Source organism: Streptomyces sp. NPDC093510 (assembly GCF_040683555.1).
In the GTDB taxonomy this organism is placed as follows: domain Bacteria; phylum Actinomycetota; class Actinomycetes; order Streptomycetales; family Streptomycetaceae; genus Streptomyces.
This window is the reverse complement of sequence record NZ_JBFBEE010000017.1, coordinates 90,578-113,591: the sequence shown is the minus strand read 5'-3', so window position 1 is coordinate 113,591 and position 23,014 is coordinate 90,578. Positions and strand designations below refer to the sequence as shown.

The following is a 23,014-nucleotide window of genomic DNA, read 5'->3' as shown; positions in this document are numbered from 1 at the left end:
AAGGCCCGGTCCTGATCCTTCAGGACCGGGCCTCGTCGTATGCCCGGCGCGCCTTCTGCACGTCGTCCATACGCCGCTCCGTCCAGGTCGCGAGTGTCCTGACCTGCTCGGCCGCCTCACGCCCGAGGTCCGTGAGGGAGTAGTCGACGCGGGGCGGGATGACCGGCTTGACGTCGCGGTGGACCAGGCCGTCGCGCTCCAGGGTCTGGAGGGTCTGGGTCAGCGACTTCTCGCTGACGCGGCTGGTCTCGCCGATGGCGCGGCGCAGCTCGCCGAATCGGTACGAGCGCTCTTCGAGCGCGATGAGGACGAGGACGCCCCAGCGGCTGGTGACGTGCTCCAGGACCAGGCGGTAGGGACACATCTCCTCGACGCCCGACTTCCGGGTACTTACGGCCATGCCAGTACCTTACTTCAAAGTGGGTACTTACGGATAGTTAGCGCCATGGCTAGGGTGAGTGTCAGACCACACCGAAGAGTCACTCATCAGGAGATTCCAGACATGAGCATCGTCGTCACCGGAGCCACCGGACACCTCGGCCGTCTCGTCATCGAGGGGCTGCTCGCCGCTCAGGTTCCCGCCGGGGACATCGCGGCCGTCGTACGCGACAAGGACAAGGCCGCCGGTCTCGCCGAGCGCGGAGTCGAGCTGCGCGTCGCCGACTACAGCGCCCCCGAGACCCTGCGCGGCGCCTTCGCCGCGGGCGACCGCGTCCTGCTGATCTCCGGCAGCGAGGTCGGGCAGCGCGTGCCGCAGCACCGTGCGGTCGTCGACGCCGCACGCGAGGCGGGCGTCGCGCTCCTCGCCTACACGGGCATCCTCGGCGGCCCCGACGCCGACTTCGAGCTGGCGGCCGAGCACAAGGTGACCGAGCAGCTCATCCTCGACTCCGGCCTGCCGTACACCTTCCTGCGCAACGGCTGGTACCACGAGAACTACACCGAGCACCTCGCCCCGGTCCTGGAGCACGGCGCCGTCGTCGGCTCCGCGGGCGACGGCCGGATCGCCTCCGCCGCGCGCGCCGACTACGCCGCGGCCGCCGTCGCCGTACTGACCGGCGAGGGCCACGAGGGCAAGGTGTACGAGCTGAGCGGCGACGTCGCGTGGAGCCTCGCCGAGTACGCCGCCGAGGTCGCGGCGCAGAGCGGCAAGGACATCTCGTACGCGAACGTCCCCGCCGAGCAGCACCTGGCCGTGCTGACCGGCGCCGGGGTGCCGGAGCCGATGGCCGCGATCCTCGTCGACGTGGACTCGGCCATCGCGCGGGGGCGCCTGGCGGGGACGAGCGGGGATCTTGCCCGGCTGATCGGCCGGCCCACGACGGCTCTCGCCGACGCGGTGTCTGTGGGACTCAAGGGCTGAAACCCCCTTGACCCGGAGCGGGGCTTCGGGCGCCGCCCTGTCGCCCTCCGGGCTCGTCCTCGAACGCCGGACAGGCTTTCCATCTGTCATGAGCGTTTCCCCCTGACGGGCATGACAGGCACGGGGGTTCGGCGCTACCTTCAGGAGGGCAGCGCGGGCTGCCGGGCGTGGAGGAGGGGCCGTGGACAGCGGAGCAGCCGGGAAGTCGGGGAACGAGCAGCGCGTCGGGCTGCTGAACGGCTTCGCCGCCTACGGGATGTGGGGCCTCGTCCCCCTCTTCTGGCCACTCCTCAAACCGGCCGGCGCCGTCGAGATCCTCGCCCACCGGATGGCCTGGTCCCTCGTGGTGGTCGGCATCGCGCTGCTCTTCGTACGACGCTGGGACTGGGCGCGCGAACTGCTGCGCCAGCCGCGCAGGCTGGGCCTGGTGGCGATCGCCGCGGCCGTCATCACGGTCAACTGGGGCGTCTACATCTGGTCCGTGAACTCGGGCCACGTCGTCGAGGCGTCCCTCGGCTACTTCATCAACCCCCTGGTCACCATCGCCATGGGCGTCCTGCTGCTCGGCGAGCGGCTGCGTCCTGTGCAGTGGGCGGCGGTCGGCGTCGGCCTCTCGGCGGTGCTCGTGCTGGCGTTCGGGTACGGCAGGCCGCCGTGGATCTCCCTCTGTCTCGCCTTCACCTTCGCGACGTACGGCCTGGTGAAGAAGAAGGTCAACCTCGGCGGCCTGGAGTCGCTCGCCGCGGAGACCGCCGTGCAGTTCCTGCCCGCAGTCGCCTACCTGGTGTGGATCGCCACGCAGGGCGACATCGTGTTCGGCACGCAGGGCGCGGGACACGCGGCGCTGCTCGCGGCCACCGGTGTCGTGACCGCCGCTCCCCTGGTCTGCTTCGGGGCCGCGGCGATCCGCGTGCCGCTCTCCACGCTGGGGCTGTTGCAGTACCTCGCGCCGGTCTTCCAGTTCCTGCTCGGAATCCTGTACTTCCATGAGGCGATGCCGCCCGAACGGTGGGCGGGCTTCGGCCTGGTGTGGCTGGCGCTCTCGCTCCTGACCTGGGACGCGCTGCGCACGGCCCGGCGGAACGCGGCGCGGGTGGCCGCCGCGAGGGAGGCAGCGGAGGCGTCGGCCGGGGCGGCCGCCGGGGCCCCCGCCCGTGAGGAGCGGGAACCCGCCGTCTGAGCGCCCGCCTTCCCGGGCGCGGTCAGGACCAGGCACCCGCCTCGGCCCGTGACGTCACGTACTCGGAGAAGTCCCGCGGTTCACGGCCGAGGATGTCCCTGACATCCGTCGTGAGCGCCGCGTTGTGCCCCTCGGCGAGCCAGCCGAGGACGTCGGCGAGCGCACGGGCGTCCTCCTCGGGGACGCCCTCCGCGGTCAGCTCGGCCACGTACTGGTCCGCCGTGATGTGCTCGAAGCGCATCGGCCGCCCGGACGCCTCGGAGATCTCGGCGACCGCCCGGCCGAAGGAGAACGCGCGCGGTCCCGCCAGTTCGTACGTACGGTGCGTGTGCCCCTCCTCGGTGAGCAGCACCGCCGCCACCTCCGCGATGTCCTCCACGTCGATGAACGGCTCCGGCACGTCCCCCACGGGCAGGGCGAGGCGCCCGGCGAGCAGCGGGCCGTGGAACAGGTCCTCGTCGAAGTTCTGCGTGAAGTTGTTGGGCCGGATCACCGTCCAGTCGACGCCCGCCTCACGCACCACGCGCTCGGACTCCGCCATGCCCGGCTCGAAGGAGTCGCCGAACGACTCGACGCCCCGGCCCGACAGGACCACGAAGCGGCGCACGCCCGCGGCCCGTGCCTGCTCGACGAAGTCGGCGATCGGCTCCGGGTCGGCCGGAGCGACCAGGTAGAGGGCCCGCACGCCGTCCAGTGCCGGCGCCCAGGTGGCGCGGTCGGTCCAGTCGAAGGGGGTCTCGGCGGTACGGGAGGCGGCGCGCACCGCGTGGCCCGCGGCGCGAAGGCGTGCCACGACGCGGCGGCCGGTCTTGCCGGTGGCGCCGAGGACGAGGATGGGGGCGGGGGCGGGTGCGGGTGCGGGTGCGGGGGACGGTGCTCCGCTCCGGGGTGTGCGGGGCTGGGGCTGGGGCTGGGTGTGGGTCTGGGCCTGGGTGTGGGTGTGGGTGTGGGTCTGGGCCTGGGTGTGGGGCTGGGTCCGCTCGTCGTTGGTCATGGGTTCAGCCAACTCCCCTCCACCGAGCGGGGACATGGGCGACCGTCTCGTACGGATGGGCGTCCGTCTACCGTGGGTGCATGGACGCTCTGGGGGATCTGCTGCGAGGGGTGCGCGCGGACGGCGCGCTGTTCGACCGGGCCGTGCTGGCGGGCCCCTGGGAGACCAGCCGCACCGAAGGCGCCGCGCTCGAGCTGATCACCGTGGTGCGCGGCACGGCGCGGATCACGGCGCCCTCCGGCGAGTCGCGGACCCTGGACGAGGGTGGCGCGGCAGTCGTGTGCACGAAGGCTCCGTTCACGCTGACGGCCACGCGACGACCGGAGAGCGCGGCGGGAGCGGATCAGGCCGAGTGTGAACTGGTGACCGGCGCCTACCAGTTGGACAGTTCGGTGGGCCGCAGGCTGATCAGCGCGCTGCCCCCGCTGCTCGTAGTGCCGTCCGGCGAGGAGTGCCTGCCCATCGTGGAGCTGATCGCCGCCGAGGTGGCCGCCGACCGGCCGGGGCGCCAGTACGTGATGGACCGGATGCTCGACTGGATGCTGGCGTGCACCCTGCGGGAGTGGTTCGACCTGCCCGACGCCTGCCCGCCCGCCTGGTATCGCGCGCTCGGCGACGACATCGTCGGCCCCGCGCTGCGCGCCATGCACGACGAGCCCGCCCGGCCCTGGACGGTGGCGGCGCTCGCCGCCCGCGCCCGGGTCTCGCGCGCGGCGTTCGCCAGGAACTTCACCGACCTGGTGGGCAAGCCCCCGATGGCCTACCTCACCGAGTGGCGGATGACGCTCGCCGCCGAGCTGCTCACCGAGCCGGGCGCGACGGTCGCGGCGGTGGCCGGGCAGGTGGGGTACGCCGACGGGTTCGGCTTCAGCGACGCCTTCAAGCGGATCAGGGGCATCGCCCCGAGCGGCTACCGCGCGTCGGTGTCGGGCGCGTCGATGTCGGGCGCCTCGGCATCGGGTACCTCCGCGTCAGGTACCTCCGCGTCAGGCGCCTCCGCATCGGGGCGAAACCGGCGCGCCCCCGCCGCGTAACCGGTATAACAGGTTTCATGACAACTCTGCACTGGAAGGTCGTCGTCGACGCCACCGATCCGCACGCCCAAGCCGCCTTCTGGGGCGAGACGTTGGGGTACGAGGTGGAGGACAACAGCGCGCTCATCGACCGGCTCCTCGGCTTCGGCGCGGTGCCCGAAGCCGCGACCGTCGAGTTCCGCGGCCGCCGCGCCTGGCGCGACCTCATCGCTGTCCGGCATCCCGACGACCCGTACGACGAGGCCGGCGGCACCGGCCTTGGCCGCCGCATCCTCTTCCAGCGCGTGCCCGAGCCCAAGACCGGCAAGAACCGGCTGCACCTCGACGTGCACACGGAGCCGGGCCGCCGCGACGACGAGGTGGCCCGGCTCCGGACGCTGGGCGCCGCCGTGGAACGGCACGTCAAGGAGGCCGGCGGCGAGTGGGTCCTCATGACGGACCCGGAAGGCAACGAGTTCTGCGTGCACTGAGTGAGCGGGGGGTGCGGGGCCCGTCATGGGGCTGCGGGACCCGTCAGGCGGCTTGCGGGACCCGCCAGGAGGCTGCGGGGCCCGTCAGGCGCCGGTGGGGGCCTTCGCCGCCGGCTTCCGCAACATCTCGACCAGCGCCGAGATGCTGTGGTCCCGGTGGCCCTCGTCGACCGCCCGCCGCACCAGGTCGTTCATCGGGGCGAGCCAGGAGACGTCGATGCCGCCCTCCTCGGCCATGTCCTGGTCGTACTCGGCCGCCGCGTGAAAGAGCCCGACGGTCGACGCGGGGCGCGTGTAGTCACCGGAGTCGATCTCCTCGGCCAGCGTCGGCAGGATCGACGCGATCATCTCCAGCCACTTCACCTCGTACCGCACCAGCGAGCCCGCCTCCAGGCCGCGCGCCCGGACCAGCGCCGCGCCCTGGAAGAAGCCGATCAGGGCGGGGAGCAGCGTGCTCCCCACCGCCATCTCGTAGAGGGCGGCCAGATCCGGGTCGGTGCCGAGGTGGACGGTGTCGCCGCCGAGCACCTTCAGCGTCTCCTCGTACGCGTCGAACGTCGCCCGGTCGCCCGCGTAGTAGAGCAGCGTGTCCGGCTTCCCCACGGCGTCCGGCACGTTCTTGACGGCGCCGTCGAGGAACCGTGCGCCCTGTCCGGCAGCCCAGCCGGCCATCTCCCGGGCACCGGACGGCGTACCGGAGTTGAGCGTGACCAGGGTGCGGCCGGTCAGCGCTGCGGCTGCCGGTTCCAGTGCGGCGAGCGTCGCCTCGTACGTCGTCAGGCAGGCGATGACGAGCGGGCTCGCGGCGACGGCGTCCTCCACCGTCGCCGCGTGCGCGGCACCCTTGGCGACAAGTGGTGCCGCCTTCTCGGGGCTGCGGTTCCACACGGTCGTCGGATGCCCGGCCGCGATGAACGCCTCGGCCAGCGCCGTGCCCATCAGCCCGAGCCCGATGAGGGTCACGGGCGTACGCGTACGTGTGCGCGTGTCCTTGTTCTCCGTCATGCCCCGCCCCGCCCCGTTCCGTCGGTCGTTGATCGCAGGTTCATGCTGGGGCGCGCGCTGCCGGCCCCTCAAGTACGCACTAAAAAGTGCGTGCTTACCTTTTGGTGAGCGGCGTGAGTGGCGTGAGCCGGGTGAGCCGGGTGAGCCGGGTGAGCCGGGTGAGCCGGGGGAGCGGCGGTGCGCCGCGCATGGTTCGCCGCCGGGCGCGGCTCTCCCGAAGCCGGACGGTTCCTTGGCAAGCTGGGGCGATGGCACAGCGGTCGCGCGCCCACCGGCTCCTCCTCGCCGTCTGCAGCGTCTTCGCCCTGCTGTCCCTCGCACTCGTCCCGCTCACCCTGCCCCTCGGCTGGGACGAGATCGTCTACGCCAGCCGCTACTCGCCGTACGCCCCCGCCACGCCGTTCAGCGCGCCCCGCACCCGGGGCGTGCCCTTCCTCATCGCGCCCGTGGCGACCTGGAGTGACTCCGTCGTCCTGCTCAGGGTGTGGCTGACGCTGCTCTCGACCACCGCCCTCTACCTGGGGTTCCGTCCCTGGCTGCGCGTCCTGCACCGGCCGTCGGCGGTCGCCGTGGCCGCCGCGCTGTACGGCGGCCTGTGGTTCACGCTTTTCTACGCGAGCGCCGCGATGCCCAACCACTACACCGCCATGGGTGCCGTCGGGGCGGTCGGCCTCTTCCTGTGGCCGCGGCAGTCCGCCGCCACCCGCGCCGGGATCGCGGCGGGCCTCGCCCTGGCCACCCTGATGCGGCCCAACGACGGCGTCGCCCTGGGAGTGCCGCTCCTGGCCGCCGCGCTGACAGTGCCCGGCTGGCGCGGGCGCGGCCGCGTCCTCACCGTGCTCGGCGGGGTCGCGGCGGGCGCGCTGCCGTGGATCGTCGAGGCGTACGTCCGTTTCGGCGGCGTCCGCGAACGCCTGACGGAGGCCAGTGAAGTGCAGGGCGATCTGCGTCCCCTGCTCTCCTTCGTCCACCACCTCACCGTCATGGACGGGCCACTGCTCTGCCGCCCCTGCGGCAGCGACGGCATCCGCCCCCTCGCGGCGGAGTGGTGGCTTCTGCTGCCGTTTCTGGTGGCGGTGGGGCTGTGGAGCGTCACGGGGCTACGCAGCGTCGCGGGGCTGCGGAGCAATGCGGGGCTGGGGAGCGTCACAGGGCGGGGGAGCGTCACGGGGCTGTGGAAGCGCCAACCTCTGAACCAGAACCAGAACCAGAACCAGAACCGGCGCCAGCGCCAAAGCCAGAACCGGCACCAGCACCGGCACCAGCACCACCGCCAAAGCCAGAACCAGCACCAGCACCAGCACCCCGCCCCCGCCCCCATCGTCCTCCGCGGCTGTCTGCTCGCCGGGGTCACGGCCCTGGCCGTCGCCCTCCCCTACCTCCTCCTCGTCCCCTACGCCGCCCCCCGCTTCCTGCTCCCCGCCCACGCCCTGCTCACCCCGGCCGCCGCCCTCGGAGTCCTCGCCCTCGCCGGGGCCGCCCGCGCGTCCCGGTGGCCCCGGCTCGGCGTCATCGTGCTGGGGCTCGCCCTCGCCGGGCATCTCGTCGTCCAGCTCCTCCTCGCCCACGGCAACGCGCGGATCCAGGCGGGCGCCCGAGGCGACTGGGCACGGGTCGCCGACGTGCTGCACGCCCACGGCGTGGGGGCGACGGCGGGCACCCCGTGCGTCCTGCGCGGCAATACCTCGGTGATCCCGGTCGCGTACGCGTCCGGCTGCGCACCGGGAGGCTCCGCCTACTCCACCGACTCCCCTGGCTCCACCAACTCCCCCGCCTCCACCAGCTCCACCGGCTCCGCCGACTCACGCGGCCCCGGCGCCCCCCACCGCCCCACCGCCCTGGTCCTGCGCGAGGCGGACCCTCCGCGCTGGGCCCGCTCCTGGCCCCGCCACCCCGTGCCCGGCACCTATGCCCCCGGCTGGGTCATCCACGTACGCCCATAGACAACCGCCCCGCCCGCGCACCCTCACGCCGCCCGTCACCCGGCCCCCACGCGCCCGCGCACGCTATGCGGAACTCCCCGCCCGTTTTGCGGTCTTGACGTCACCTCAGTCCCCCACGCACCATCAGGCAACTCCGAACTCGTGCGCGACTCAGAGGCGATGTACCCCCACGTACGCGCCACGGACGCACCACGCACGCGTCACGCACGAGTTCGCACGTCATCCACGGAAACCGGAGCCCCCACATGAAACTCTCCGTTCCCGGGCGTACCGCCGCGGCCGCAGCCATAGCCGTCGCCGGACTCCTCACGACCACCGCGATATCCACCGCGGCGCCCGCCCCGAAGGCGGCTGCCGCTCCCGACATATCCGTCGCAGCCGTCAAGGCCCACCTCGCCGACCTCCAGTCCGTCGCGGACGCCAACGGCGGCAACCGGGCCCACGGCAGCGCCGGGTACAAAGCCTCCGTCGACCAGCTGAAGGGCAAGCTCGACGCCGCCGGATTCAACACCTCCGTCCAGGAGTTCACGGCGGGCGGCGAGACCGGCTACAACCTGATCGCCGACTGGCCCGGCGGCGACGAGGGCCAGGTCGTCATGGCCGGCGCCCACCTCGACAGCGTCTCCGAGGGGCCCGGCATCAACGACAACGGCTCCGGGTCCGCCGCCGTCCTGGAGACCGCGCTCACCGTGGCGCGCGAGAAGTACAAGCCCACCAAGCACCTGCGGTTCGCCTGGTGGGGCGCCGAGGAGATCGGCGTCGTCGGCTCCTCGCACTACGTCGACAGCCTGCCCGGCGCCGACCGTTCAAAGATCAGCGGCTATCTGAACTTCGACATGATCAGCTCCCCGAACGCCGGTTACTTCGTCTACGACGACGACCCCGCGATCGAGAAGACCTTCAAGGACTACTACGCGGGCCTGGACCTCACCACGGAGCCGGACGACGAGGGCGACGGACGCTCCGACCACGCGCCGTTCCAGCAGGCGGGCGTCCCGGTCGGCGGCCTCTTCACCGGCGCCGAGACCACCAAGTCGGCGGAGCAGGCCCAGAAGTGGGGCGGCACGGCGGGCGAGCCGTTCGACAAGTGCTACCACTCGTCCTGCGACGGCGGATCGAACATCGACGAGAAGGCGCTCGACCGCAACAGCGACGCGATCGCGTACGCGGTGTGGGGGCTGTCCTCGTAATCGCTGCACGGCCGCTCCGGTGAGCGGCCCCGCCTGAGCCCACCTGAGCCCACCTGAGCCCACCAGAGCCCCCTGGACGGCATTGCTTGCGCGTGCATATAGTGCACGTGCAAGCAACCGCCGTGTGCGTGCAACCGTCGCGTGCAAGCAATCTCAGGGGGCTCCCATGACTCGCAAGTTCCTCTTCGTCCTCGGCAGTGCACGCCCCGAGGGAAACACCGAGATCCTGACCCGCAAGGCCGCCGAACAGCTCCCCTCCGACGTGGAACAGCGCTGGCTGAGCCTGGCGGACCTGCCGCTGCCCGACTTCGAGGACCGGCGTCACGACGACACCCGCCCCCGGGCCCGCCCCCGTCCCGTCGGCGACAACGAAGCAGTCCTCCTGGACGCCACTCTGGAAGCCACCGACATCGTCATCGCGTCGCCGCTGTACTGGTACTCGGTGTCGGCCACGGTCAAGCGCTACCTCGACTACTGGGACGCGTGGCTGGAGACTCCGGAGATCGACTTCAAGGGCACGCTCGAAGGGCGCACCCTGTGGGGCGTGACGGCGCTCGCGCACCGCGAGGAGGAGGTGGCGGAGCCGCTCATCGGCACCCTGCGCAACACGGCCGCCTTCTTCCCCATGCACTTCGGCGGCGTCCTGCTCGGCAACGGCACCAGGCCCGGCCACGTCCTGGCGGACGACGAGTCCCTGGCGCGCGCCAAGACGTTCTTCGCGCAGGAGCCGCCACTGGCCCGCTACCCGTACGACAAGGGCTGAGGGGCTACGCCATGATGTCCTTCGCCCCGAACCGCGCCCACGCCGCAGAGCCGAACACGGCCGCGTACAAGCCCTGCATCTGCAGGTTCTTGATGATGTCGTCCCAGTAGACGGGCTCGCGCATCAGGTCGGCGAAGGACAGCCAGTAGTGCGAGAAGAAGTACGGGTGGAGGGCGTGCAACTGCGGGATCTGGTCGAGGATCTGGACCGTGATCAGCAGTCCGACGGTCGTCGCCATCGCCGCGATTCCACTGCTGGTGAGCGTCGACACGAACAGGCCGAGCGCCGCCACGCCGATCAGTGAGACGGCGACGACGAGCGCGATCAGCAGCGCGCGCAGCAGCCCTTCGCCGAAGCCCATCCGGGTGCCGGAGATCGTGGTGACCTCTCCGAGCGGAAAGAGCAGCGCACCGGTCGCGAGCGCGGACGCGGCGACGACCAACGTCGCGACCAGGCAGAACGTCAGTGTGGTCGCGTACTTGACGATGAGCAGCCGGGTCCGCCCTGCGGGCGCGACCAGCAGATAGCGCAGCGTGCCCGCGCTCGCCTCACCCGCGACGGCGTCGCCCGCGACGACACCGATCGCCATCGGCAGGAAGAACGGCAGGGTCGCGGCGAGCGCGGTGAAGACCAGGAACAGGCCGTTGTTGGTGATCTGCGCGATGAAGGCGGGCCCGCCTTCGCCGCCGCCCCCGCCGACCGTGGAACCGTCACTGGTCTCGATCTTGACGGCGATGCCGACGAGGATCGGTACGGCGGCGAGGACGCCGAGCAGCGCCAGGGTCCGCCAGCGGCGGAACGTGATCCCGAGCTCGCTGCGGAAGAGACCGAGGGTCCAGACCCACCGCTGCTCCCGCGCACCGCCCGCGGGCACTGCCCCGGTCACGTCTACGTCCATCTCGGCGTGTACGCCCCTCTCGGCGTGTACGCCCCGCTCCGCGTGTACGTCCCCGTCTCCACCCACGGTCTCAGCCCGCGACATCGAAGCCCTCCCCCGTCAGTGCCACGAACGCGTCCTCCAGAGAGGCCCTTTCGAGCCCGAAGCCGCGGACCCGGACGCCCGCCCCGACCAACGCCGCGTTCAGCTCGGCCAGTTCGACATCCGGACCAGAACCATCCTGACCCGGGAGTTCGCCCGTAACACGATCCTCCGTAGAGACGAGGTCCGTCACTCCCTGTTCCTTAAGGACGCGGGCCGCCTCGCCCGTGTCCGGTGTCGTCACGACGAGCCGGCCACGTGCGCCCGCCGCGAGTTCGGCGACCGGCCCCTGGGTGATCAGACGGCCCTGGGTCATCACGGCCGCGTGCGTGCACACCTGCTCGATCTCGTCGAGGAGGTGGGATGAGAGGAAGACGGTCGTGCCCTCGGCGGCCAGCTCCCGCACCAGGGTGCGGATCTCGCGCATGCCCTGGGGGTCGAGGCCGTTCGTCGGCTCGTCGAGGACGAGGAGCCTGCGCGGCTGCAGCAGCGCGGCCGCGAGCCCGAGCCGCTGCTTCATACCGAGGGAGTACGCCTTCGCCTTCTTTCCCGCGGCGGCGGTGAGCCCGACCCGGTCAAGGGCCGCCTCGGCCCGCGCCTTCCGGGTCCGCGGATCGGCGGTCGGGTCCGCGGAGTCGTACCGCAGGAGGTTGTCGCGGCCCGACAGGAAGCCGTAGAGGGCGGGGCCCTCGATCAGCGCGCCCACGTGCGGGAGCACGGTGCGCGTGGCGCGCGGCATGGGCCGGCCGAGGACCTCGGCACGGCCTGAGGTCGGCTCGATCAGTCCCATCAGCATGCGGATGGTGGTCGTCTTGCCCGAGCCGTTCGGCCCGAGGAAGCCGAACACGCTGCCTTCGGGGACCGTGAGGTCGAGCCGGTCGACGGCGAGGTGTTTTCCGAAGCGCTTGGTGAGCGCGTGCGTCTCGATGACGTGCCCCACCGGAGCTCGCCCCACCGGAGCGCGCCCCACCGGAGCGCGCCCCACCGGAGCTCGCCCCACCGACTGCCCCACCGAACCCGCCACACTGCCGCTGGTGCCCGGCACGTTGTCCTCCCGTCGTCCGACGAGACGGATGGAAGGTGCCCGGCCGGCACCTTCCATCCGCCGTTCCCTCAGGCCGTACGCACCCGTCGGTGCGCCTCGTCAGCTCGCCTCGTCGGCCGCCTTCACCAGCGCGTCCTTCGTGACCGCGCCCACGTAGACCGTGCCGTCGTCGGTGACGAGGGCGTTGATCAGGCGGGTCGAGAAGACCGTGCCGGAGCCGAACTTGCCGCTGACCTGGTCGCCCAGCGAGTCGATCAGCTTCTGCGCGTCCTGCGGGACGTCACCGGACCCGGCCGTCGGCAGGCCCTGGCCGCCGGGCAGCTTCAGCTGGGCGATGGAGCTCCAGCCCTCCCCGATGATCTTCGGCTCGTTGAGCTCGCCCTTGTCGAACTCCTTGCCGCCCTTGTCCTTGTCCTTGAAGTCACGGCCGTCCTTGCCGTGCTCGTCGGCCTCGGTGACCTTCGTGCCCTTGGGGGGTGTGAAGTCGAAGGTGGACGCGGACGGCTTGTCGAAGTCGACCTTGGTGAAGCCCGCGTCGACGACGGCCGCACCGCCGGAGGCCGGGGTCATCGTGAACTTGAGCGGCGTACCTGTCTTCTCGTCCACCGCGACGGTGATCTGGCCGACCGTCGAACCGGACTGCTTCGGCTTGATCACCAGGCGGTACGCGTCGCGGCCTGCGACCTGCGCGGTGCCGTCGACCTTCACGGACGTCGTGTCATCGACGGCCTTCAGGGCCTGCTCGGCGAATTCCGCGGGGGTGGAGGGAAGCTCACCGTCGAGCCCCTTCGGCACGCCCTCCTCGCCCTTCTCGCTCTTGTGGCCCCTGTCGCCCTTGTCGCGCTTCTCCAGAGAGGCGCCCTTGTCCGTCGCGTGGTAGGCCTCGTTCGACGCGCTGTCGTACGCCCACACGTCGTCGCCGTTGTGGATCAGGCTGTACTCGGAGGCGTCGCCGAGGACGGACACCTTCTGCTTGTCGGGGCCGTCGGCCGCGACGCGCAGTGTGTGCGTGCCGGACGCCAGCTCCATCAGCTTGCTCTTGGGGTCGGCCGCCGAGCCGTTGTCCTCGCCGTCCTCGCCGTCGCCGCCCCGGTCCGCGCCCGCGCCGCCGAAGCCGCCCGCCATGCCGCCGAACGACGGCAGGCCGAGGTCGGTGCTGATCTTGACGTTGCCGGAGAGCTGCTGCGTGTCCGACGCGGCTATCTTCTCGATGAGTTCCTGTGCGGTGACCTTCGGGAGGTCCGGGTCGCCCGACGTGGCGAGCGCCGGGACGAGCCCGATGGTCGCAGCCGCCACCCCCGCCACCGCGATCGGGACCGCGTAGCGGGCCGCCTTGCGGCGGCCGGCGCGCAGGTCCGCGGCCTCGCTGGTGTCCTTCTCCGGTTCGTACGGTGCCATTGTCTGCCTTACCTCCGTGGTCGGCGGCGGCTTCCCTGTACGTGCCTTCGTCCACCCTGTGCCGCCATTCTCACCCGAATAGGTCAGGAGTGGTTGTTCTTGCCTGACTCCATCCGACCAAATCGGCCACCAAGAAGCGTCAGACCCCGGAAGCAACTCCATGTACTGCTCTGGGATGAGATGAAGCGGCGGTGCCTCCCCCGACCCGTAGGGGGTGGCACCGCCGATCGACAGTCGAGGGCTCCTCGGCGGCGTCAGCCCGCCCGGTGCACCACGAGGTCACAGAGCTCCACCAGGGACGCCTTCGCCTCGCTCTCGGGCAGCGGACCGAGCGCGGCCCGCGCACTCTCCGCGTAGTACACGGTGTCCCGGCGCGCGTGCTCCAGAGCGGGGTGCGCGCGCAGCCTGGTGAGGGCCTCGGCAAGCCGTGCGTCGTCCGTGAGGTCCGAGTCGAGGAGCTCGCACAGGGCGATGTCCTCGGCGAGGCCGAGCCGCTCCGCGCGTTCGCGCAGGCGCAGCACCGGCAGCGTGGGGATACCCTCGCGCAGGTCCGTGCCCGGCGTCTTGCCGGACTCCCGCGAATCGGAGGCGATGTCGAGCACGTCGTCGGCGAGCTGGAAGGCGACGCCGAGCCGCTCGCCGTACTGCGTGAGGACGTCCACGACGGCCTCGTCGGCGCCGGACATCATCGAGCCGAACCGGCAGGCCACGGCGACCAGCGAGCCGGTCTTGCCCCTGAGCACGTCGAGGTAGTGGTCGACCGGGTCGCGGCCCTCCGCCGGTCCCGCGGTCTCCAGGATCTGGCCGGTGACCAGGCGCTCGAAGGCCTCCGCCTGGATGCGGACGGCCTCCGGGCCGAGGTCGGCCAGGATGTACGAGGCGCGGGCGAAGAGGAAGTCGCCGGTCAGGACGGCGACGGAGTTGCCCCAGCGCTGGTTGGCGCTGTCGACGCCGCGGCGCACGTCGGCCTCGTCCATCACGTCGTCGTGGTAGAGCGTCGCGAGGTGCGTCAGCTCGACGACGACGGCGGAGGGCACGATTCCCGGCGCGTAGGGGTCGCCGAACTGGGCAGCGAGCATCACGAGCAGCGGACGGAAACGCTTGCCCCCGGCACGGACGAGGTGCTGGGCCGCCTCCGTGATGAAGGGCACCTCGCTCTTGGTGGCCTCGAGCAGTCCCTCCTCGACAGCCGCCAATCCGACCTGGACATCGGCTTCGAGAGCCTGGTCCCGCACGCTCAGCCCAAATGGCCCGACGACGGTCACGAGAGGTTCTCCTGTCTGCTGACGATCACATGGCCAACTCGGTCGATCATTGCTTCTCGGTCGATGACACGAGTTTGTCGATGTGTCGCTGCCATCACTCAAGTCAGCGTATCCGGTCGACTTTCGATCACGGCGAGCACCTGCCCGCCCGTCGCACGCCGCCGTGCTGGTGGGAGCGGATCGCGGGGCTCCGCGCACCCTCCTCGTACACCAGGCCGAGCGGCGTGCGAAGCTCGCCGGTATGTTCTTGAAAAGCCGATAAGACCGAGAAGACCGCCCTGCACCGCTAGCACCGTAACAACCGGGAGCAGCCTCTTTGTCCCGTACTACGGCCGAGTACGAGCCGCCAGCCGAGCCGACCGGTGATCCACCGCCGGGCGACGACCACGCCTTCTTCGGGCAGCCGCGCGGCCTGCTGACCCTCTCCGGTCTGGAGGTCTGGGAGCGATTCTCGTTCCTCGGCATGCAGGCCATCCTGGTCCTCTACTTCGCCGACTCCGTCGCGAACGACGGCATGGGAATGGATGCCGGCACGGCCGCGTCGGTCTCAGCGGCGTACGGCACGCTGGTCTATCTGGTCTCCGTGGCAGGCGGCTGGCTCGCCGACCGCATCCTCGGCTCGTACCGCGCGGTGCTGTGGGGCGGCATCCTCATCGCCTGCGGCCACTACTCGATGGCCGTGCCGACGCCGACGATGACCTGGGTGGGCCTCGGCCTGATCAGCGCGGGCACCGGCCTGCTCAAGCCCAACGTCGCCTCGATGGTCGGCAAGCTCTACCGCACCGAGGACGAGCGCCGTGACGCCGGCTTCGCGCTGTACTACATGGCGATCAACGTGGGCGCCTTCGCGGGCCCGCTGATCACCGGCTGGCTCGGCGACCACAAGGGCTGGCACTGGGGCTTCTCGGCGGCCGCGATCGGCATGACCTTCGGCCTGGTCCAGTACGTCCTGGGGCGGCGCCACCTCGCCGGACGGAAGGCTTCCGCCGAGTTCGCGCTGCCCGCGGACGCGATGCGCAGGACCGTCCTCATGATCGTCGGCGGCTGCGTCGTGGCCGCCGCGGCCGCCGGGCTGCTCGCCGCCGTCGGCTGGCTGACCATGGGCCGCTTCGTCGACCTGCTCACCCTCATCTCGGTGATCGCGCCGGCCGTCTACTTCGCGGTGATGTTCCGCAGCCCGCGCGTCACCGGCGAGGAACGGCGCAGACTCCGCCCCTACGTCGTCCTTTTCCTCGCCTCCGTAGTCTTCAACTTCATCCTCTTCCAGGCGTACTCGACGATGATGCTGCTCGCCGCGTCGAACGCCGAAACGTCGATCCTCGGCTACCACTTCCCCGCCAGCTGGTACGCCTCCGCGCTCGGCGCCTTCGAGGTCGGGCTCGCGCCCGTCGTCGCCGCCGTCTGGGCGCGGATGGGACCACGCCAGCCGCACGCCTCCAACAAGATCGCGTTCGGCGTCGTCCTGGGCGGTCTGTCGTTCCTCCTGATGGTGCTGCCCACCTCGGGACACGGCGACGACACGTACAAGATGGCGGCCTGGTGGATCGTCGGCTCGTACCTGCTGCTCGGGCTCGGCGACATTCTCCTGGAGACGTCCGGGATGTCGGCGACGACGAAGCTCGCCCCGAAAGCCTTCGCCAGCCAGACCATGGCGCTGTGGTTCCTCTCCCTCGCGCTCGCCAACGGCATCCAGGCACAGGTCGTCAAGTTGTACGGAGAGGTCTCCCATCCCGCGTACTTCGGCGTGAACGGCGCGATCGCCGTGGTCGCGGGCATCGCCGTGATCACGCTCGCACCGTGGCTGCGCCGCACCATGCACCCCGTCCACTGAGGTACCACTCATGCAGATCCGCGACTCCTTCCCGTACGAGACCGTCCGCGAGGACTTCCACGTACCCCTCGCCGACGGGACCAAGCTCTACGCGCGCGTGTGGCGCCCGGTCACCGACGAGCCCGTCCCCGTGCTCCTCGAATACCTCCCCTACCGCCTCAGCGACTGGACGGCGCCGCGCGACTGGCAGCGCCACCCCTGGTACGCGGGCCACGGCTACGCCTCCGTGCGCGTCGACGTCCGCGGGCACGGCAACAGCGAGGGCCTGCCCACCGACGAGTACTCGGAGCAGGAGCTGGGCGACGGCGTCCAGGTGGTCCACTGGCTGGCCGCACAGCCCTGGTCGACCGGCAAGGTCGGCATGTTCGGCATTTCCTGGGGCGGCTTCAACTCCCTCCAGATCGCGGCGCTCGCACCCGAGCCTCTCAAGGCGGTCGTCACCGTCTGCTCGGCGGACGACCGCTATGACAACGACGTGCACTACATGGGTGGTTCCGTCCTCGCGGTGGACATGCACGCCTGGGCGGCGACGATGCTGGCCTTCGCCTCGCGCCCGCCGGACCCGTACTTCGTGGGCGACGCGTGGCGCGAGATGTGGCTGACACGCCTCGAAGCCGTCGAGCCCTTCATCCACACCTGGCTGGACCACCAGACCCGCGACGACTACTGGCGGCACGGCAGCGTCTGCGAGGACTACTCCGCGATCGGCGCCCCGGTGCTCGCGGTGGGCGGCTGGCACGACCCGTACCGCGACACGGTGCTCCGCCTGGTCGAGCACCTCCCCGACGACCGGGTACGGGGGCTGATCGGCCCCTGGTCGCACCAGTACCCGGACCGGGGCCTGCCGCCGGGGCCCGCGATCGGCTTCCTCCAGGAGACCCTGCGCTGGTGGGACCACCATCTCAAGGGCATCGACTCCGGAGTGATGGCCGAACCGAAGCTCCGCTCCTGGATCAGCGACTCGCACCCGCCGGCGACGGTCTACCCGGAGCTGTCCGGCGGCTGGGTCAGCGACCCGTCCTGGCCCTCCCCGAACGTCACTCCCGTCACGTACGCCCTCCAGGGCACCCCGGTCCTCGTCGACTCCCCCCAGCACACGGGCCTGGACGCGGGCCGCTTCTTCCCCTTCGGCAACGACGCCGACCTGCCGCCCGACCAGCGGGACGAGGACGCGAAGTCGGCGTGCTTCGAGTTCGAGGTGCCTTCGGAGGTACGGGCCCTCGGGCGCCCCAGGGTGACGTTGCGGCTGCGGATGGACGTGCCGTACGGCCAGGCCGTCGCACGTCTCTGCGACATCGCCCCGGACGGTTCCTCCACCCTGGTCACCCGGGGCGTCCTCAACCTCTCCGCGCGGAACGGCAGGGACCGCGCGGACGCCTGGCCCCTCGGCGCCACCGAGGACGTGACCTTCGAGCTCAACGGCATCGGCCACACCTTCCCGCCGGGCCACCGCATCCGCCTCGCGGTCTCCTCCGCGTACTGGCCGTGGATCTGGCCGCAGGCGGACTCGGTGGGCTTCACCCTCGATCCGGTGGGCAGCTCCCTGGAACTGCCCGTCCGCGAGGGCGACTTCGACCCGTCGATCACCTTTGCGCCCCCCGAGCAGTCGGAGCCGCTGGGCGTGGCCTACCCCGCGACCCTGGACGAACAGCGCCCCGAGCGCCTGGTCGTACGCGATGTCGCCAAGGGCGAGTGGCACCTTGAGGTCGACCCCCGGTACGGCGGCACGCGCGTGTACCCCGACGGCCTCGAATTCACCGAGGAGGCGCTGGAGACGTACACGATCCAGGAGGACGACCCCCTGAGCGCCCGCACCCGCTCGGACTGGACGATCCGCCTGCACCGGCCCGAACTCGGCTGGGACACACGCGTCGAGACCCGCTCGGAGATCACGTGCGACGCGGCGGACTTCATCACCACGAACGAGGTGGTGTGCAAGGACGGCGACGAGGTCGTCTTCCACCGGACGTGGGAGAGGCGTATCCGGCGGACCGCGGGCTAGAGCCCGCCCCTGAGGAGACGTTCGAGGACGACGGCGATGCCGTCGTCCTCGTTCGAGACGGTCAACTCGTCGGCCACCGCCTTCAGTTCCCCATGAGCATTCGCCATGGCCACCCCGTGCGCGGCCCACAGGAACATGGGGATGTCATTAGGCATGTCTCCGAAGGCGATGGTGTCCTCTGCCGTCAGACCGAGACGCTCGGCGGCCAGCGCGAGCCCGGTCGCCTTCGTCACCCCGCACGGCTGGAGCTCCACCGTGCCGGGTCCCGACATGGTCACCGACGCCAGCGAGCCCACCGCGTCCCGCGCCACGGCCGCCAACTCGTCGTCCGCCAGCGAGGGATGGCGCAGCAGCACCTTGCTGATGGGCTCCGCCCACAGGACGTCCCGGCCGGGCACCCGCATCGCGGGGAGCGTGGGATGCGGCATCTCGTACCCCGGCTCGATGAGCGTGAGGCCGTGGACACCGTCCTGGTCCACGGCCGCGTAGACCTGTCCGACCTCCGCCTCGATCTTCCCCAGCGCCGCCTCGGCGAGCTCGCGGTCGAGCATCACCGACCACTCCATCCGGTTCGCCCCCGCGTCGTACAGCTGGGCCCCCTGGCCGCACACGGCCAGGCCCCGGTAGCCGATTTCGTCCAGGAGGGGCCTCACCCGTGGTGCCGGGCGGCCTGTCACCACGAGGTGCCGGGCGCCCGCCTCACCCGCGGCGGCCAGTGCCCGCCGCGACCGGTCGGAGACCGTGTCGTCGCCGCGCAGCAGCGTCCCGTCCAGGTCAGTGGCGATGAGTGCATATGCGAGGGGAGCGGCCATGATCCAGAGAATACGGATCCTGCGCCCCACCGGAAGCTGCTTGGCAAGGTGCGCATACGGCCGGGTGAGGCCGGGCGGTTCCTCCCTCACCGGAAAGCGGAAGGTGATATTCCGCTTCGCTCACAACTGGACGGTCCAGCAAGGCTTATCCGGACATCGCTCACTCTTCAGGCACTGCCGCAACGGGGGTCTCCACACGTAACGTGGGGCACACCCCTATGGAAAGCGAGGCAGGTACGCATGTCCGAGCAGACCCCGCTCGACCCGGCCGCCGGTGACACCACCGACCTCCCCGGAGGTCTCACCGGAACCCCCGAGGGCGACCCCTTCGGCCCGCACAACCTTCCCTACGGCGTGTTCTCCCTGGCCGGCGAGGCGAACGACCGACGCAGGGTCGGGGTACGGCTCGGCTCGTACGTCCTGGACGCGGGCGCCGCCGCCGCGGCACTCGGCTCCCCCTACGTCTCGCTCCTCGCCCGGCCCACGCTGAACCCGTTGCTCGCCGCGGGCCGCACGGCCTGGTCCGACGTGCGGCGCGCCCTGACGGCGTGGGTGACCGTGCCCGCCCACCGGGAGTCCGTACGCCCCCTGCTGCACCCCCTCTCCGAAGTGACCCTGCACCTGCCGTTCGAGGTCGCGGACTACGTGGACTTCTACGCGTCGGAGAACCACGCGACGAACCTCGGCAAGATGTTCCGTCCGGACTCGCCGACCCCGCTGACCCCCAACTGGAAGCACCTGCCCATCGGTTACCACGGCCGGTCCGGCACGGTCGTGGTCTCCGGGACGGATGTGGTCCGCCCCACGGGCCAGCGCAAGGCACCCGCCGACACGGCCCCCGTCTTCGGACCCTCGGTCCGCCTCGACATCGAGGCGGAGGTCGGCTTCGTGGTCGGCGCCTCTTCGGAGCACGGAACCCCCGTGCCCCTGGCGGACTTCCGGGAGCACGTCTTCGGTCTCACCCTCCTCAACGACTGGTCCGCGCGCGACATCCAGGCGTGGGAGTACGTTCCGCTGGGCCCGTTCCTCGGCAAGTCCTTCGCCACATCGGTGTCCGCGTGGATCACCCCGCTGGAGGCCCTGGACTCGGCCCGCATCGCGCCTCCGGAGCGCACGCACCAGCTGCTGCCCTACCTGGACGACTCCGCCGAGTCCGCGACGGACGAGCCCGGCGGCTACGACCTGCGCATGACGGTCACCCTCAACGGCCAGGTCATCTCCGAGCCGCCGTTCTCGGGCGTGTACTGGACGGCCGCGCAGCAGCTGGCACACATGACGGTCAACGGTGCCTCGCTGCGCACCGGCGACCTGTACGGCTCGGGCACGGTCAGCGGCCCCGAGGCCGGCCAGTACGGCTCACTGATCGAGATGACCTGGAACGGCCGCGACCCCATCGAACTCGCCGACGGGAAGCGGACGTTCCTCGAGGACGGCGACGAGGTCGCCCTCTCGGCCTGGGCCCCCGGCCCCGGCGGGACCAAGGTGGGCCTCGGCGAGGTGACGGGCCGGATCGTGGCGGCGCGGTAGCGAGCGAGCGGGCCGGGGGCCGGGGGGCCGGGTCTCAGGACGCCCACCCCGGAGGCCCCGGCACACTCAGGACGTCCAGTCCGGCTCCTCCTCGTCGCCCCAGCCCAGCTCCGCCTCATCGACCGGCGACGACTCGCCTCCGCCGACCGCCCCGTCGGCGGAGGCACCGCCCGGCGCCTCGCCCGGTGCCCCGCCCGGCCCGGTGCCTCCGTCAGGCGCCCCGCCAGGAACCGCCCCGCCCCCGAACTCCGCCACGACCCCGACCACGCCCTCGCCGTACGTCGCCCGCTTCTTCTCGCCGACGCCGCTGATGCCCGCCAGGTCCGACACGGACGTGGGTCGCAGTGTCGCGATCTCCCGGAGTGTGGCGTCGTGGAAGATCACGTACGCCGGGACGCCCTGCTCCTTCGCCTGGGCCGCGCGCCAGGCCCGCAGCGCCTCGAAGAGCGGCACCGCCTCCTGAGGCAGCTCGGCGACCGCCGCCGCCGACTTCGCCTTGCGCTCGCCCTTGGACGCCCGCGCGGCCGGAGCCCGCTTCGGCTCCTTGCGCAGCCGCACCTCGCGTTCCCGGCCCAGGACGGAACCGCTCGTCTCGGTGAGCACCAACGTGCCGTACTCCCCCTCCACCGCCAGCAGACCCTGCGCCAGCAACTGCCGCACCACGCCCCGCCATTCGGCCTCCGCCAGCTCCTCGCCGATGCCGAAGACCGAGAGCTGGTCGTGGTCGAACTGGATGACCTTCGCGGTCTTCTTGCCGAGCAGGATGTCGATGATCTGGCCCGCGCCGAACTTCTGCCCGCGCTCGCGCTGCAGACGCACCACCGTGGACAGCACCTTCTGCGCCGCCACCGTGCCGTCCCAGGTCTCGGGCGGGGCGAGGCACGTGTCGCAGTTCCCGCACGACTCCGCCGCCGCTTCCTGGCCGAAGTAGGTGAGGAGCTGGGTGCGGCGGCACTGCGCGGTCTCGCAGAGCGCCAGCATCGCGTCGAGGTGCGAGGCCGCCCGGCGGCGGAACGCCTCGTCGCCCTCGCTGCCCTGGATCATCTTGCGCTGCTGCACGACGTCCTGGAGGCCGTACGCCATCCAGGCCGTGGACGGCAGGCCGTCGCGGCCCGCGCGGCCCGTCTCCTGGTAGTACCCCTCGACGGACTTGGGCAGGTCGAGGTGGGCGACGAAGCGGACGTCCGGCTTGTCGATGCCCATGCCGAAGGCGATCGTGGCGCAGACGACGAGGCCCTCCTCCCGCAGGAAGCGGGACTGGTGCGCCGCGCGCGTGCCGCCGTCCAGGCCCGCGTGGTACGGCACGGCCTCGATGCCGTTGCGGCAGAGGAACTCGGCAGTCTTCTCCACCGAATTGCGTGACAGGCAGTACACAATGCCCGCGTCGCCCGCGTGCTCCTCCTTCAGGAAGGACAGGAGCTGCTTCTTCGGCTCGGCCTTCGGCACGATGCGGTACTGGATGTTGGGCCGGTCGAAGCTCGCCACGAAGTGCTTGGCGTCCGGCATGCCGAGCCGCTCGGTGATCTCCCGGTGCGTGGCGTGCGTGGCCGTCGCGGTCAGGGCGATCCGCGGCACGTCGGGCCAGCGCTGCCCGAGCACGGAGAGCGCCAGATAGTCCGGCCGGAAGTCGTGCCCCCACTGGGCGACGCAGTGCGCCTCGTCGATCGCGAAGACGGAGATCCTGCCCCGCGAGAGGAGGTCCAGGGTCGCGTCGAGACGCAGCCGCTCCGGGGCCAGATAGAGCACGTCGAGCTCGCCCGCGAGGAACTCCGCCTCCATCACGCGCCGCTCGTCGAAGTCCTGCGTGGAGTTGATGAACCCCGCGCGGACGCCGAGCGCCCGCAGCGCGTCCACCTGGTCCTGCATGAGGGCGATGAGCGGGGAGACCACCACACCCGTGCCCGGTCTGACCAGGGCCGGGATCTGATAGCAGAGGGACTTGCCGCCACCGGTCGGCATGAGGACGACGGCGTCCCCGCCGCCCACCACATGGTCGATGATCGTTTCCTGCTCGCCGCGGAAGGCGTCGTACCCGAAGACGCGGTGGAGCGTCCGCAGGGCGTCGCTCTCCGTCACGGAGCCGACGGATCCGGTCGCCGCGCCCGGCGCCTGTACCGGCGCCGTCACCTCACTCATGCCTTTGGTCCCATCCATCGCCCTGTCCCCCGCCGTGCTTCGTGCCTCGACCGCTGCCTCGACCACTGCCTCCACGA

19 protein-coding genes are annotated in these 23,014 nt (G+C 71.4%); 10 read left to right on the top strand and 9 right to left on the bottom strand.

Annotated elements, in window-relative coordinates; translation table 11 throughout:
• Positions 1 to 19 precede the first annotated feature (19 nt).
• Entirely contained in the window at positions 20 to 400 is a 381-nt protein-coding gene (locus AB0N81_RS26830; RefSeq protein WP_365362610.1) for a helix-turn-helix domain-containing protein, read from the bottom strand.
• 102 nt (positions 401 to 502) lie between these two features.
• On the opposite strand from AB0N81_RS26830, the gene AB0N81_RS26825 reads away from it, so the two are divergent.
• Entirely contained in the window at positions 503 to 1,363 is an 861-nt protein-coding gene (locus AB0N81_RS26825) for an SDR family oxidoreductase (protein WP_365362608.1), read from the top strand.
• 256 nt (positions 1,364 to 1,619) lie between these two features.
• Complete coding sequence (gene rarD / locus AB0N81_RS26820; protein ID WP_365362779.1) at positions 1,620 to 2,543, top strand: EamA family transporter RarD; 924 nt, start codon at positions 1,620 to 1,622, stop codon at positions 2,541 to 2,543.
• A gap of 22 nt (positions 2,544 to 2,565) precedes the next feature.
• Here the strand turns inward: rarD and AB0N81_RS26815 are convergent, their stop codons facing one another.
• Positions 2,566 to 3,537 carry an NAD(P)H-binding protein gene (locus tag AB0N81_RS26815; RefSeq protein WP_365362606.1) on the bottom strand — a complete coding sequence of 324 codons (972 nt, stop codon included), beginning with the start codon at positions 3,535 to 3,537 and terminating at the stop codon, positions 2,566 to 2,568.
• A gap of 80 nt (positions 3,538 to 3,617) precedes the next feature.
• Here AB0N81_RS26815 and AB0N81_RS26810 point away from each other — a divergent pair, with 80 nt between their 5' ends.
• Together AB0N81_RS26810 and AB0N81_RS26805 are read left to right on the top strand one after the other, a co-directional pair.
• Positions 3,618 to 4,571 (top strand): AraC family transcriptional regulator, encoded by a 954-nt coding sequence (locus AB0N81_RS26810; RefSeq protein ID WP_365362604.1) that lies wholly within the window; start codon positions 3,618 to 3,620, stop codon positions 4,569 to 4,571.
• Between the two features lie 17 nt (positions 4,572 to 4,588).
• Positions 4,589 to 5,041 carry a VOC family protein gene (locus tag AB0N81_RS26805; protein WP_365362602.1) on the top strand — a complete coding sequence of 151 codons (453 nt, stop codon included), beginning with the start codon at positions 4,589 to 4,591 and terminating at the stop codon, positions 5,039 to 5,041.
• 84 nt (positions 5,042 to 5,125) lie between these two features.
• On the opposite strand, the gene AB0N81_RS26800 is transcribed toward AB0N81_RS26805, so the two are convergent.
• The gene (locus AB0N81_RS26800) at positions 5,126 to 6,046 is read right to left on the bottom strand and encodes an NAD(P)-binding domain-containing protein (protein WP_365362600.1); all 921 of its coding nucleotides are present in this window, start codon (positions 6,044 to 6,046) and stop codon (positions 5,126 to 5,128) included.
• 248 nt (positions 6,047 to 6,294) lie between these two features.
• Here AB0N81_RS26800 and AB0N81_RS26795 point away from each other — a divergent pair, with 248 nt between their 5' ends.
• From AB0N81_RS26795 to AB0N81_RS26785, 3 genes are all read left to right on the top strand, one after another.
• A complete protein-coding gene (locus AB0N81_RS26795; protein ID WP_365362598.1) occupies positions 6,295 to 7,989 on the top strand; it encodes a hypothetical protein in 1,695 nt (564 codons plus the stop codon).
• A 245-nt stretch (positions 7,990 to 8,234) separates the two neighbouring features.
• The gene (locus AB0N81_RS26790; protein WP_365362596.1) at positions 8,235 to 9,179 is read left to right on the top strand and encodes a M28 family metallopeptidase; all 945 of its coding nucleotides are present in this window, start codon (positions 8,235 to 8,237) and stop codon (positions 9,177 to 9,179) included.
• A gap of 166 nt (positions 9,180 to 9,345) precedes the next feature.
• The gene (locus AB0N81_RS26785; RefSeq protein ID WP_365362594.1) at positions 9,346 to 9,942 is read left to right on the top strand and encodes an NAD(P)H-dependent oxidoreductase; all 597 of its coding nucleotides are present in this window, start codon (positions 9,346 to 9,348) and stop codon (positions 9,940 to 9,942) included.
• A 4-nt stretch (positions 9,943 to 9,946) separates the two neighbouring features.
• Here the strand turns inward: AB0N81_RS26785 and AB0N81_RS26780 are convergent, their stop codons facing one another.
• The 4 genes from AB0N81_RS26780 to AB0N81_RS26765 form a co-directional block, all read right to left on the bottom strand.
• Positions 9,947 to 10,840 (bottom strand): ABC transporter permease, encoded by an 894-nt coding sequence (locus AB0N81_RS26780; RefSeq protein WP_365362777.1) that lies wholly within the window; start codon positions 10,838 to 10,840, stop codon positions 9,947 to 9,949.
• 70 nt (positions 10,841 to 10,910) lie between these two features.
• Positions 10,911 to 11,891, bottom strand: a complete 981-nt coding sequence (locus tag AB0N81_RS26775; RefSeq protein ID WP_365362775.1) for an ABC transporter ATP-binding protein — start codon at positions 11,889 to 11,891, stop codon at positions 10,911 to 10,913.
• 174 nt (positions 11,892 to 12,065) lie between these two features.
• Positions 12,066 to 13,364, bottom strand: a complete 1,299-nt coding sequence (locus AB0N81_RS26770) for a DUF2092 domain-containing protein (protein WP_365362592.1) — start codon at positions 13,362 to 13,364, stop codon at positions 12,066 to 12,068.
• A 254-nt stretch (positions 13,365 to 13,618) separates the two neighbouring features.
• Entirely contained in the window at positions 13,619 to 14,629 is a 1,011-nt protein-coding gene (locus AB0N81_RS26765) for a polyprenyl synthetase family protein (RefSeq protein WP_365362590.1), read from the bottom strand.
• A 316-nt stretch (positions 14,630 to 14,945) separates the two neighbouring features.
• Between AB0N81_RS26765 and AB0N81_RS26760 the strand changes: the two genes are divergently transcribed.
• Together AB0N81_RS26760 and AB0N81_RS26755 are read left to right on the top strand one after the other, a co-directional pair.
• Positions 14,946 to 16,460 (top strand): peptide MFS transporter, encoded by a 1,515-nt coding sequence (locus AB0N81_RS26760; RefSeq protein ID WP_365362589.1) that lies wholly within the window; start codon positions 14,946 to 14,948, stop codon positions 16,458 to 16,460.
• 10 nt (positions 16,461 to 16,470) lie between these two features.
• The gene (locus tag AB0N81_RS26755) at positions 16,471 to 18,462 is read left to right on the top strand and encodes a CocE/NonD family hydrolase (protein WP_365362587.1); all 1,992 of its coding nucleotides are present in this window, start codon (positions 16,471 to 16,473) and stop codon (positions 18,460 to 18,462) included.
• Here the strand turns inward: AB0N81_RS26755 and AB0N81_RS26750 are convergent.
• Positions 18,459 to 19,274 (bottom strand): HAD family hydrolase, encoded by an 816-nt coding sequence (locus AB0N81_RS26750; protein ID WP_365362585.1) that lies wholly within the window; start codon positions 19,272 to 19,274, stop codon positions 18,459 to 18,461. The genes AB0N81_RS26755 and AB0N81_RS26750 overlap by 4 nt on opposite strands.
• 240 nt (positions 19,275 to 19,514) lie before the next feature.
• Between AB0N81_RS26750 and fahA the strand changes: the two genes are divergently transcribed.
• Entirely contained in the window at positions 19,515 to 20,801 is a 1,287-nt protein-coding gene (fahA, locus tag AB0N81_RS26745) for a fumarylacetoacetase (RefSeq protein ID WP_365362584.1), read from the top strand.
• Positions 20,802 to 20,867: 66 nt separating this feature from the next.
• Here the strand turns inward: fahA and recQ are convergent, their stop codons facing one another.
• Positions 20,868 to 22,937 carry a DNA helicase RecQ gene (gene recQ / locus AB0N81_RS26740; RefSeq protein WP_365362583.1) on the bottom strand — a complete coding sequence of 690 codons (2,070 nt, stop codon included), beginning with the start codon at positions 22,935 to 22,937 and terminating at the stop codon, positions 20,868 to 20,870.
• Between the last annotated feature and the right edge of the window lie 77 nt (positions 22,938 to 23,014).

Excerpts from the sequence above, each read along its gene's own strand:
- AB0N81_RS26785 (WP_365362594.1), top strand. The coding sequence starts at position 9,346 with ATGACTCGCAAGTTCCTCTTCGTCCTCGGCAGTGCACGCCCCGAGGGA.
- AB0N81_RS26795 (WP_365362598.1), top strand. The coding sequence starts at position 6,295 with ATGGCACAGCGGTCGCGCGCCCACCGGCTCCTCCTCGCCGTCTGCAGC.
- AB0N81_RS26790 (WP_365362596.1), top strand. The coding sequence starts at position 8,235 with ATGAAACTCTCCGTTCCCGGGCGTACCGCCGCGGCCGCAGCCATAGCC.
- AB0N81_RS26805 (WP_365362602.1), top strand. The coding sequence starts at position 4,589 with ATGACAACTCTGCACTGGAAGGTCGTCGTCGACGCCACCGATCCGCAC.
- AB0N81_RS26755 (WP_365362587.1), top strand. The coding sequence starts at position 16,471 with ATGCAGATCCGCGACTCCTTCCCGTACGAGACCGTCCGCGAGGACTTC.
- AB0N81_RS26815 (WP_365362606.1), bottom strand. The coding sequence starts at position 3,537 with ATGACCAACGACGAGCGGACCCAGCCCCACACCCAGGCCCAGACCCAC.
- AB0N81_RS26780 (WP_365362777.1), bottom strand. The coding sequence starts at position 10,840 with ATGGACGTAGACGTGACCGGGGCAGTGCCCGCGGGCGGTGCGCGGGAG.
- fahA (WP_365362584.1), top strand. The coding sequence starts at position 19,515 with ATGTCCGAGCAGACCCCGCTCGACCCGGCCGCCGGTGACACCACCGAC.
- AB0N81_RS26830 (WP_365362610.1), bottom strand. The coding sequence starts at position 400 with ATGGCCGTAAGTACCCGGAAGTCGGGCGTCGAGGAGATGTGTCCCTAC.
- AB0N81_RS26810 (WP_365362604.1), top strand. The coding sequence starts at position 3,618 with ATGGACGCTCTGGGGGATCTGCTGCGAGGGGTGCGCGCGGACGGCGCG.
- AB0N81_RS26800 (WP_365362600.1), bottom strand. The coding sequence starts at position 6,046 with ATGACGGAGAACAAGGACACGCGCACACGTACGCGTACGCCCGTGACC.
- AB0N81_RS26770 (WP_365362592.1), bottom strand. The coding sequence starts at position 13,364 with ATGGCACCGTACGAACCGGAGAAGGACACCAGCGAGGCCGCGGACCTG.
- AB0N81_RS26750 (WP_365362585.1), bottom strand. The coding sequence starts at position 19,274 with ATGGCCGCTCCCCTCGCATATGCACTCATCGCCACTGACCTGGACGGG.
- rarD (WP_365362779.1), top strand. The coding sequence starts at position 1,620 with ATGTGGGGCCTCGTCCCCCTCTTCTGGCCACTCCTCAAACCGGCCGGC.
- recQ (WP_365362583.1), bottom strand. The coding sequence starts at position 22,937 with ATGAGTGAGGTGACGGCGCCGGTACAGGCGCCGGGCGCGGCGACCGGA.
- AB0N81_RS26825 (WP_365362608.1), top strand. The coding sequence starts at position 503 with ATGAGCATCGTCGTCACCGGAGCCACCGGACACCTCGGCCGTCTCGTC.